Annotated in this window: 6 protein-coding genes; 4 read left to right on the forward strand and 2 right to left on the reverse strand. The window is 76.1% G+C overall.

Features of this window, described 5'->3' with window-relative positions; all coding sequences use genetic code 11:
- The first annotated feature begins 11 nt into the window (after positions 1-11).
- Entirely contained in the window at positions 12-3,380 is a 3,369-nt protein-coding gene (locus ACIQI7_RS18750) for a S8 family serine peptidase (RefSeq protein WP_401111012.1), read from the forward strand.
- 72 nt (positions 3,381-3,452) lie between these two features.
- Here ACIQI7_RS18750 and ACIQI7_RS18755 read toward each other — a convergent pair whose 3' ends face one another.
- Entirely contained in the window at positions 3,453-5,966 is a 2,514-nt protein-coding gene (locus ACIQI7_RS18755; protein ID WP_401111014.1) for a YfhO family protein, read from the reverse strand.
- A 227-nt stretch (positions 5,967-6,193) separates the two neighbouring features.
- Between ACIQI7_RS18755 and ACIQI7_RS18760 the strand changes: the two genes are divergently transcribed.
- The 3 genes from ACIQI7_RS18760 to cimA all read left to right on the forward strand — a co-directional run bounded on the left by ACIQI7_RS18760 (position 6,194) and on the right by cimA (position 10,543).
- Complete coding sequence (locus ACIQI7_RS18760; protein ID WP_401111017.1) at positions 6,194-7,231, forward strand: 3-isopropylmalate dehydrogenase; 1,038 nt, start codon at positions 6,194-6,196, stop codon at positions 7,229-7,231.
- A 217-nt stretch (positions 7,232-7,448) separates the two neighbouring features.
- Positions 7,449-8,561 (forward strand): branched-chain amino acid aminotransferase, encoded by a 1,113-nt coding sequence (locus ACIQI7_RS18765; protein WP_401111020.1) that lies wholly within the window; start codon positions 7,449-7,451, stop codon positions 8,559-8,561.
- A 377-nt stretch (positions 8,562-8,938) separates the two neighbouring features.
- The gene (gene cimA / locus ACIQI7_RS18770) at positions 8,939-10,543 is read left to right on the forward strand and encodes a citramalate synthase (protein WP_401111023.1); all 1,605 of its coding nucleotides are present in this window, start codon (positions 8,939-8,941) and stop codon (positions 10,541-10,543) included.
- Between the two features lie 114 nt (positions 10,544-10,657).
- Here cimA and ACIQI7_RS18775 read toward each other — a convergent pair.
- On the reverse strand, positions 10,658-10,921 hold a 264-nt coding region (locus ACIQI7_RS18775), incomplete at its 5' end, for an ATP/GTP-binding protein (protein ID WP_401111026.1).

Genomic DNA, 10,921 nt, shown 5'->3' on the forward strand with positions numbered 1-10,921 from the left:
GAGAGGGCCCAGTGCGTCTGCCATCCGTCCGCCGACCCGTCGCCCGGATCGGCCTCACCCTGGTCCTGCTGGCCGGAGGCGCCGTCCTCGCCGCCACCCCGGCGGCCGGCGGCCCACCGACCGCGGGACCACCGTCCGCCGGGCCGCCGTCCGCCGGACCACCGGGGCCGGGCCGAACGGCTTCCGTCCTGCTCGAACTCGGCACCGAGACGGCCGGCTCCGCCTGGCAGCGGGCCGCCGACGGGGCCCGGCGGGCCCGGCGTTCCCCGGAAGCCGTCCGGCAGGAGGCCGCGCGGGCCGGGGCGGCCCAGCGGGCCCGGGCCGGGGACGCGCTCGACCGGCTCGCCGGCGCCGTCCACCGGGCCGCACCCACCGCCCGCGAGCTCTACCGGACCCGGACCGTGCTCGCCGGCCTCGCGGTCAGCGCGCCCGCCGACCGGCTGCCCGCGCTGCGGGCGCTGCCGGGCGTCCGGGCCGTCCACCCGATCGTCGCCAAGCGGCGCGCCAACGCCCACTCCGTCCCGCTGACCGGCGCCCCGCAGGTCTGGGCCAGCGACCAGGCGGCCGGCACCGGCCGGGGCACCCGGATCGGGATCATCGACAGCGGCATCGACTACACCCACGCCGACTTCGGCGGCCCCGGCACCGAGGAGGCCTTCCGCTCGGTCGAGCGCGGCCGGCCCGCACCGCCCGCGCTGTTCCCCAACGCCAAGGTGGTCGGCGGCAGGGACCTGGTCGGCGACGACTACGACCCCGACCCGGCCTCCCCGCACCACCAGCCGGTGCCGCACCCCAGCGACAACCCGATCGACTGCGTGCGCAACGGGCACGGCACCCACGTGGCCGGCACCGCGGCCGGGTACGGCGTCACCGCCGACGGCCGCCCGTACACCGGCCCGTACGGGCCCGGGCTGGACCCGGCCGGCTTCCGGATCGGCCCCGGCACCGCCCCGGGCGCGCAGCTCTACGCGATCCGGGTGTTCGGCTGCGACGGCTCCACCGACCGGGTCACCGAGGCGCTCGACCTGGCCGCCGACCCGAACGGGGACGGCGACCTGAGCGACCGGCTGGACGTCGTCAACCTCTCGCTCGGCAGCCACTTCGGCAGCACCGACGACACCGACGCCCTGGCCGTCGACCGGCTCGTGGAGCTGGGCACCGCCGTGGTCGCGGCGGCGGGCAACGACGGCGACGTGTACGGCATCGGCGGCAGCCCCGGCACCGCCGCCCGGGCGATCACCGTCGCCGCCTCGGTGCACGGGCACGCCGACGTGGACGGCATCACCGTGCTCGCCCCCGCCGACCAGGCCGGGGTCGTCCCGGCGCACTGGAGCGAGCGCTACCAGGGCTGGTCCACCGCCGACGTCAGCGGCGAACTGGCCCTGCCCGCCGACCAGGCGGACGGCTGCACCGCGTTCAGCGGGGCCGACCGGCAGCGGCTGGCCGGGCGGATCGCCCTGCTCACCTGGCGCACCCGGGAGGCCGACCGGGCCTGCAACTCCGGCCCGCGCGCCGACCACGCCGCCGACGCGGGCGCGATCGGCGCGCTGTACGCCGCCGACTCCGACCACCTCGCCGAGATCTCCGGCGACGACCGGATCCCGGCCGCGCTGCTGGCGCACGCCGACGGCGAACGGCTGCGGCGGGCCGCGGCCGCCGGGCCCGTCGTGGTCCGGCTCGCCGCGCCCGGCAACCCCCTGCACGGCTCCGTCGCCCAGGACCAGCCGGCCCGGGTCGACACCCTGACCGACTTCACCTCGCGCGGCATCGGGGTGCCGGGCGTGGTCAAGCCCGACCTGGCCGCCCCCGGCGAGAGCATCTGGTCCACCCTGGTCGGCAGCGGCGCCGGCGGCCAGCGCGAGAGCGGCACCTCGATGGCCGCCCCGCACGTGGCCGGGCTCGCCGCGCTGGTCCGCGCCGCGCACCCGGACTGGCCGGTCGAGCAGGTCAAGGCCGCGCTGATGAACACCACCGTGGACACCTTCCTCGGCGACGACCGCGGCGGGCCGGTCTACGGGCCCGAGCGCACCGGAGCCGGGCGGGTCCGCGTCGACCAGGCGGTCCGCACGCCCGCCGTCGCCTACGCGGCGGGGGAGGGCGCGGTGGAGGGCGGCGTCGGGGTCTCCTTCGGCCCGGTCGAGGTCGACGGGCCGACGGAGGCCACCCGGGAGATCGAGGTGCGCAACACCTCGGACGCGCCGCTGGCCTACCGCACCTCGTACGCGGCGGCCACCGAACTGCCCGGCGCCTCCTACCGGGTGGCGCCGGCCCGGGTCGACGTCCCGGCGGGCGGCACCGCGCGGGTGCTGGTGACGCTGTCCGTCCCGGGGGAGCTGGGGCGCGCGCCCGACCCGACCATCGACACCGTGCAGGGCGGCCGGGCCCGCACCTACCGGGGCGAGCTCTCCGGCCGGGTGCTGCTCACCCCGGTCGGCGACGGCGGGCTGCCGCAGCTGCGGGTCCCGGTGCTGGCCGCCCCGCACCCGACCGGCGAGCTCGCGGTGGCGGCCGCCGTCCGCACCGCCCGGGACGGCACCCTGGTCGCCCTCGGCGGCAGGGCCGCGCCCGGCGGGCGGCCCGGGCTGGTCGGTGCCTTCGCCCTCGGCGGCGAAGGGGTCCGCTGGCCCGACTGCCCGCCCGGCGGCAGCGGCTCGGAGGTCGCGCCGGGCGCGGGCGTCCGGCCCGGGGCCGCGGCGCAGGAGCCGGACCCGGCGGACGAGCTCTGCGTCGAGCACCCCGGCGAGCGGTCCGCCGACCTGCGCGCGGCCGGTGCCGCCGTCGACTCCGAACTACTGTACGTGGCAGCCCAGTTGTGGGCTCCCGCAGTCACCCCGGTGGGGCTGTACGCAGTGCGGGTGGCGCTGGACACCGACGGGGACGGCAGCACCGACGTCGTCCTCAAGGCCGACCGGCAGCGCGGCAGCGACGTCCTGGTCTCCCGCGCCCTGGACGCCCGCACCGGCGCCGAACTGGACGTCCAGCCGCTCAACGCCCACTGGGGCGACACCGACACCGCCCTGCTGGACAGCGACGTCCTGGTGCTGCCCGTCCGGCTGGGCGCCCTGCCCGGCGTCGGGCCCGGGCACAGCACCGTCCGCTACGGCGTCTGGACCGGCTACGCCGGGGGCGGGACCCCGGACGCGGCCGAGGCGCTCTCCGCCATCGGGCTGGACGGCACCACCCCGTCCGTCCCGCTGGACGTGCTGCACCCCGCGCTCACCGCGAGCGTCGGCCTCGACGGCCCGGCGGCGGTGGTGGTCCCGGCCGGGCCGGGCAGCGTCCTCGCCGTGCGCCGGGCGCCGGGCGACACCTCGCGGCTCCTGCTGCTGTACCACCTCAACCCGGTCGAGCGGCGGGCCCAGGTGTTCGACCTGCCCTGACCGCGGGGCCTCCGGCCCGAGGGCGGCCCACCGGACTCCCGGTGGGCCGCCCTCTGCCACAAGGCCCGTCGGTCAGGTTCCGGCGGTCAGGGGCCGGTCTCCGCCCGCCCGGCGGCGGTCGCGGCGCGGGAGACGGGCCGCGCGGCGGAGCGGGCGGTGGGAGAGCCGGGCGAAGACGGCCACCAGGGCGAGCACCGCCGCGGTGGCCGAGGCGACGGTGAGGCCCCCGGTGAGGCCGGGCGGGCGGAAGGCGCAGTCGATCCGGGAGGCCCCGCCGCCCAGCGGGACGCCGATCATGCCGAGCACCGGGGTGGGGGCGGCGCGGCGCCCGCCGTCCACCGCGCAGGTCCAGCCCTCGGTGGCCGGGACGGAGAGCAGCGCGGTGCCGGTGGACCCCGCCGGGAGAGCCGCGGTGACGGTGTGCCCGCCGGCCTCCACCCGGGTGGCGCCGGTCGCGGTGAGCCGGGCGACGGCGGCCTCCAGCGCGCCGGCCCGCAGGCAGCCGATCGGGCGGGCCGGGACCTGGCTCACCACGTCCGACCGCAGGGTCACCCGGACGACGCCGTCCGCCGGGACGGTCCCCAGCCGGTGGATCGGCACGGCCGTGGTGGGCTGCTCGCCGTCGCTGCGGAAGCCGGTGCCGAGAGCGCTGACCGTGCCCCGGTACCAGAGCCCGTGGAAGAAGGCCGTCCCGCCCGGCGTGCAGGTGGCGGTGAACACCGTGCCCTCCTCGCCGCTCGGCACCGACCAGCCGCTGGTGCCGTGCAGGAAGGGCGCCGGGCCGCCCGCCGGGACGGGCAGGGGCGCGTCGTACACCTGGCTGCCGAGCAGCGACTCCTGCCGGGCCCAGACCGAGGAGGTCTCCGTCCGGGCACCCGGGGGCAGCACGGTGACCAGCGGCGGTGCGGCGGCCGCCCGGACCGGGGTGAAGGCGCGCGCCGAGGCGTCCGGCCCGGCGCCGTCGAGGTGGGTGCGGACGCCGAACAGCGCCTGCCCGACCGGCTCGGTGACGCTCGCGGTCTGCCGTCCGCCGGCCGTCCAGCCCGCGCCGAGGTCGTGCAGCAGCAGGGCGGTGACGGTCGGCAGGTAGCTGCTGAAGTAGCCGCCGCCCTGGCCGTTCAGCAGCAGCGGGTCGTTGGGGGTGAAGGCGTGCGGCCCGGGGTCGTCGCGGCCGCGCGGCCAGTCGGCGGCCGCGCGCAGCGCCGCGTGCCCGGCCCGGACGGCCGCCGGGGAGACCCCGTCCCCGGGGGCCGCGCCGAGCACCGCGGACCCGGACCAGACGGCGTTGCCCAGCACCGCGCCGCCGATCGCCCAGGTGGCGAGCGCGTGCGCCCGCCGGTCCGCGGGCCGGCGGTCCAGCAGCCACAGCGCGGCCGACAGCACGGCGCCGCCGACGGCCAGCAGCACCCAGGTGGCCGGGCGCACCGGCTGCCGGCCCGCCGCCAGGCCGGCGAGCACCGCCACCACGGCGGCGCCGCCCAGCACGGTGAGCGGGTCCGGGCGGTGCGCCAGCGACACCCACCCCGCCAGCACCAGCAGCCCGCTGAGCACGAAGGCCACCCGGTACGGCCCGCCGACCGGGATCACCGGGCCGTGCCAGACCAGCAGGGTCGGGGTCCAGACGAAGCCGGCCGCCACCAGCGCCAGCGCCGCGCACCACAGGGCGCGCTCCCGCGGCCGCACCCGCCGGTTGAACGGCAGCCCGCAGACCACCAGCAGTCCGAAGACGCCGATCGCCACGTCCGGCAGCCGCGGCCCGCCGTGGGTGGCGGGCAGCAGCCGGGCGAGGTGGGCGCCGACGCCGGACGGGCCGAGCGGATCCACCGGGGACTCCGGCTGGGCCCGGCGGGCGGCCAGGACGGCGACGAACAGCGCCGGCGAGGCGAGCAGCACCCCGGCGGCGGCCATGGTGACGGCCCGGCCGGTGGCCCGGACCCGCCGCCGGAACGGGCGCGGGTCGGCGAACAGCCGGACGGCGAACAGCAGCCCGGCGGCCAGGGTGGCCAGTGCGGCGGTGTACAGGTTGCCCGCCCAGGCCAGCGCGACGCACAGCGCGCCGGCCACCCAGTGCCGCTCGCGCAGGCACCAGTCGGCGGCCAGGCCGAGCAGCGGCAGCGAGACCAGGCCCCAGAGCCACATCGGGGCGGCCCCGCCGACGTCCAGCACCCAGGCGCACAGCCCGTACCCGACGGCGGCGAGCGCCCGCAGCGGGCGCGGGCCGGGGTGGAGGCGGCCCAGCAGGTGGGTCATCAGGGCGGTGCCGAGGCCGATGGTCGCCAGGGTGACCAGCAGGACGGCGAGCCGGCCCTGGTCGCGGGGGAGGAGCGCGGTGGGCCAGGAGAAGGGGTTCATCAGGTAGGCGAAGAAGTCCGCCAGGAAGGGGGCGCCGTAGCCGCTGTTCCAGTTGACCAGAAGGTCCCCGGCGGCCTGTCCGTGCAGCAGGTCCCACAGGTGCGCGTGGTACGGCACGGCGACCGCCTCCGCCCCGGCCGGCCACTGCCCGCCCACCGCCGCCGCCACCCCGTACCCGCCCGCCGCCAGCCCCGCCGCACCCCCGCAGACCAGCACCTCCCGCCGCCTGCCCATCCGCACCCCCGCCGCACCGTCCAGCTCCCGACCCCGCCACCCTAAGCACGCCCCACCCGCCGCCCGGGCAACCCGCGGTCCCCCGGAGGAGTGATGAGGGGGCACGGGCACGGTACGTCCCGCGCGGGCGTCCCCGGGGCTGCGGGCACGGCAGCGGCGCGGCCTCGGTGCGTCCGCATGGTGGACGGCAGGTGTCAGTGGCTGGGACGGCGGAGTAGGGTCCGAGCATGTCTCGCACCATTCGTCTCGCAGTTGTCCCCGGTGACGGAATCGGCCAGGAAGTGGTGGCCGAAGGCCTCAAGGTCCTGGGTGCCGTGCTTCCCGCCGACGTGAAGCTGGAGACCACCGAGTACGACCTCGGGGCCCGGCGCTACCACCGGACCGGGGAGACGCTGCCGGACGACGTCCTGGCGGAGCTGAAGTCCCACGACGCGATCCTGCTGGGCGCCATCGGCGACCCGAGCGTGCCGTCGGGCGTGCTGGAGCGGGGGCTGCTGCTCAAGCTGCGGTTCGCCTTCGACCACCACATCAACCTGCGCCCGGGCCGGCTCTTCCCCGGGGTGGCGTCCCCGCTGGCCGGTCAGCCGGAGATCGACTTCGTGGTCGTCCGCGAGGGCACCGAGGGCCCGTACGTCGGCAACGGCGGCACGCTGCGCACCGGGACGCCCCAGGAGGTGGCCACCGAGGTCAGCCTGAACACGGCGTACGGCATCGAGCGCGTGGTGCGCGACGCCTACCGCCGGGCGCAGGCGCGGCCGCGCAGGAAGCTCACCCTGGTGCACAAGAACAACGTGCTGGTGCACGCCGGGCACCTGTGGACGCGGATCTTCGCCGAGGTCGGCCGGGAGTTCCCCGAGGTCACCACCGACTACCTGCACGTCGACGCGGCGACCATCTTCTTCGTCACCCAGCCCGAGCGGTTCGACGTCATCGTCACCGACAACCTGTTCGGCGACATCCTGACCGACCTGGCCGCCGCCGTCACCGGCGGGATCGGCCTGGCCGCGAGCGGCAACATCAACCCGAGCGGCGAGTTCCCGTCCATGTTCGAGCCGGTGCACGGCTCGGCGCCGGACATCGCGGGCCAGGGCAAGGCCGACCCGACCGCCACCGTGCTGTCGGTCGCGATGCTGCTGGAGCACCTCGGCTTCGCCGCCGAGGCCGCCGCGGTCGAGGCCGCCGTCGCGGCGGACCTGGCCGAGCGCTCCGGCCCCCGCAGCACCTCCCAGGTCGGCGACGCGCTCGCCGGCCGAGTATCCGGCTAGCGGGCCGGATCCAAGAGCGGGGTTCCGGCTGACGGGCCGGACCGCACAACCGCGGCCTGCCGCCCTCGATGAGGGCGGACGGCTGTTCGGCACGGCCCTCTGGATGCGAGTATCGACAGTGGGCCGTGCCGTTGTGCGTTCATTCCGGTGATTTTTTCGCCGAAACGTTTCTGCAGCGGTGGCGGCCCGGACCAACCCCACGGTGAAGGAAACAGCCATGAGCACGGCCACCCAGGCGCCCATCACGTTCGACCTCAAGCCCTCCGCCCACCCGCTGCCCGCAGCGGAGCGCGAGGCCCGGCTGGCCAACCCGGGCTTCGGCCGGGTCTTCACCGACCACATGGTCACCATCCGCTGGACCGAGGGCGTGGGCTGGCACGACGCCCAGCTGGCGCCGTACGCGCCGCTGGAGATCGACCCGGCGAACATGACCCTGCACTACGGCCAGGCGATCTTCGAGGGCCTGAAGGCCTACCGCCAGGCCGACGGCTCCATCGCCACCTTCCGCCCGGAGGCCAACGCCGCCCGCTTCCAGGCCTCGGCCCGCCGCCTGGCGATGCCGGAGCTGCCGGTGGAGGCCTTCGTCGAGGCCGTCGAGCTGCTGGTCCGCCAGGAGCAGGACTGGGTGCCGAACGAGCCGGAGCAGAGCCTCTACCTGCGCCCGTTCATGTTCGCCACCGAGGTCGGCCTGGGCGTCCGCCCGGCCAACTCCTACCTCTTCATGATCATCGCCTCGCCGGCCGGCGCCTACTTCCAGGGCGGCATCAAGCCGGTCTCGGTCTGGCTGTCCAAGGAGTACGTCCGGGCCGCGCCCGGCGGCACCGGCGCCGCCAAGTGCGCCGGCAACTACGCCGCCTCGCTGGTGGCCCAGGCCCAGGCCGCCGAAAAGGGCTGCGACCAGGTGGTCTGGCTCGACGCCGCCGAGCACCGGTGGGTCGAGGAGATGGGCGGCATGAACCTGTACTTCGTCTTCGGCGAGGGCGCGGACGCGAAGATCGTCACCCCGGAGCTGTCCGGCGCCCTGCTGCCCGGCATCACCCGCGACTCGCTGCTCCAGCTGGCCGCCGACCTCGGCTACGCCGTCGAGGAGCGCCGGATCTCCACCGACGAGTGGCAGCAGGCCAACGCCGACGGCACCCTCACCGAGGTCTTCGCCTGCGGCACCGCCGCCGTGATCACCCCCGTCGGCTCGGTGAAGTCCGCCGCCGCGGACTGGACCGTCGGCACCGGCGAGCCCGGCCCGGTCACCATGGAGCTGCGCGAGGCGCTGCTGTCGATCCAGGGCGGCCGGACCCCGGACACCCACCACTGGCTGCACAAGATCGTCTGATCGCCGCACCGGCCCCCGCCGCGCCCCGGGCCGCACCCGGCCCGCCCGTTCCGCATCGCGAGACGGGCGGGCCGGGTCCCGGGCGGCTGTGCCAGACTGCGAGCGTGTCCTCGCTTTCGCTGATTATTAGCAGCAGGCGCGCCGGTCCGCAGTGACCGCTTCCCGCACGACCCGATGCGGAGCGACCACGAGCGTCCAGACCCGCGCGCAGACCTCTCGCACCCGCGAGGGGTCTTTTTGTTTCTCCCGGACCGGCCGAGGGCCCTCACAAGGGGCCCGGGGACACCGGGACCGCGCGCGGGATCCTGGACAGTGGAGCCGGGACGGAAAGTCCGGCAGAGCAGTACCTACCTCCCCGAAACGGAGAACCAGGGGTCATGACCGAGGTCACCCGTACCGACGACAGTTTCCACGTGTTCGACACCACGCTGCGCGACGGAGCACAGCGGGAGGGCATCAACCTGACGGTGGCGGACAAGCTGGCCATCGCCCGGCACCTGGACGAGTTCGGGGTCGGCTTCATCGAGGGCGGCTGGCCCGGAGCCAACCCGCGGGACACCGAGTTCTTCGCCCGCGCCGCCGCCGAGCTGGAGCTGGAGCACGCCCAGCTGGTCGCCTTCGGCGCCACCCGCCGGGCCGGCGGCAAGGCGGCGGAAGACCCGCAGCTGGCCGCGCTGGTCGCCTCCGGCGCCCCGGTGATCACCCTGGTGGCCAAGGCGCACGACCGGCACGTGGAGCTCGCGCTGCGCACCACCCTGGACGAGAACCTGGAGATGGTTCGGGACAGCGTCGAGTTCCTGCGCTCCCGGGGCCGGCGGGTGTTCATCGACTGCGAGCACTTCTTCGACGGCTACCGGGCGAACCCCGAGTACGCCGTGTCGGTGGTCCGCACCGCGCACGAGGCCGGCGCGGACGTGGTGGTGCTCTGCGACACCAACGGCGGGATGCTGCCGGCCGGCGTCCGGGAGACCGTCGCCGACGTGCTCGCCCGGACGGGCGCCCGGCTGGGCATCCACGCCCAGGACGACACCGGCTGCGCGGTGGCCAACACCCTGGCCGCGGTGGACGCCGGGGCGACCCACGTGCAGTGCACCGCCAACGGCTACGGCGAGCGGGTCGGCAACGCCAACCTGTTCCCGGTGGTCGGCGCGCTGGAGATCAAGTACGACCGCAGGGTGCTGCCCGCGGGCCGGCTGGCCGAGATGACCAGGATCTCGCACGCGATCGCCGAGCTGGTCAACCTGGCCCCGTCCACCCACCAGCCGTACGTCGGCTTCTCGGCCTTCGCCCACAAGGCGGGCCTGCACGCCTCGGCGATCAAGGTCGACCCGGACCTGTACCAGCACATCGACCCCGAGCGGGTCGGCAACACCATGCGGATGCTGGTCTCCGACATGGCCGGCCGGGCCTCCGTCGAGCTCAAGGGCAAGGAGCTCGGCTACGACCTCTCCAGCGACCGGGACCTGGCCGGCCGGGTGGTGGCCAAGGTGAAGGAGCAGGAGAACCTCGGCTACACCTACGAGTCCGCCGACGCCTCCTTCGAGCTGCTGCTGCGCGACGAGGTGCGCGGCCGCCGGGACCGCTTCTACACCCTGGAGTCCTGGCGGACCATCAGCGAGCAGGGCCCGAAGGGCTTCACGGGCAACGAGGCCACCGTCAAGCTGTGGGCCAAGGGCGAGCGCCGGATCGCCACCGGTGAGGGCAACGGCCCGGTCAACGCGCTGGACCAGGCGCTGCGCACGGCCCTGGAGGGCATCTACCCGCCGCTGGCCACCTTCGAGCTGGTGGACTACAAGGTCCGCATCCTGGAGGGCCAGCACGGCACCGGCTCCAAGACCCGGGTGCTGATCGAGTCCACCGACGGCGTCTCCACCTGGTCGACGGTGGGCGTGGCGGACAACGTGGTCGCGGCCTCCTGGCTGGCGCTGGAGGACGCGTACACCTACGGACTGATCCGGGCCGGACTGGAGCCCACCGAGTAGCCGGCGCGCGACACGCCGGTGGCCCGCGGGACCTCGGGTGAGGTGCCGCGGGCCACTGCTATCCGCACGCCCGGCTCCGGGACGCCCCCGTCCGGTGCCGCCCGGCGCCCGCGCTCAGCGGAGCCGGGCGAGGAGGGCGTGTTCGACGAGGGTGATGAGGGCGCTCTTGGCGCTGTCGCGGCGGCGGGCGTCGAGGGTGATGACGGGGGTGTCGGTGCCGAGTTGGAGTGCTTCGCGGACTTCGTCGGGGGTGTGGGGCTGGTGTCCGTCGAAGCCGTTGAGGGCGACGACGAAGGGCAGTCCGCTGTTCTCGAAGTAGTCGAGGGCGGGGAAGCAGTCGGCGAGGCGGCGGGTGTCGACGAGGACGATGGCTCCGAT

Source organism: Kitasatospora sp. NPDC092039, from assembly GCF_044756065.1.
Classification (GTDB): Bacteria; Actinomycetota; Actinomycetes; order Streptomycetales; family Streptomycetaceae; genus Kitasatospora.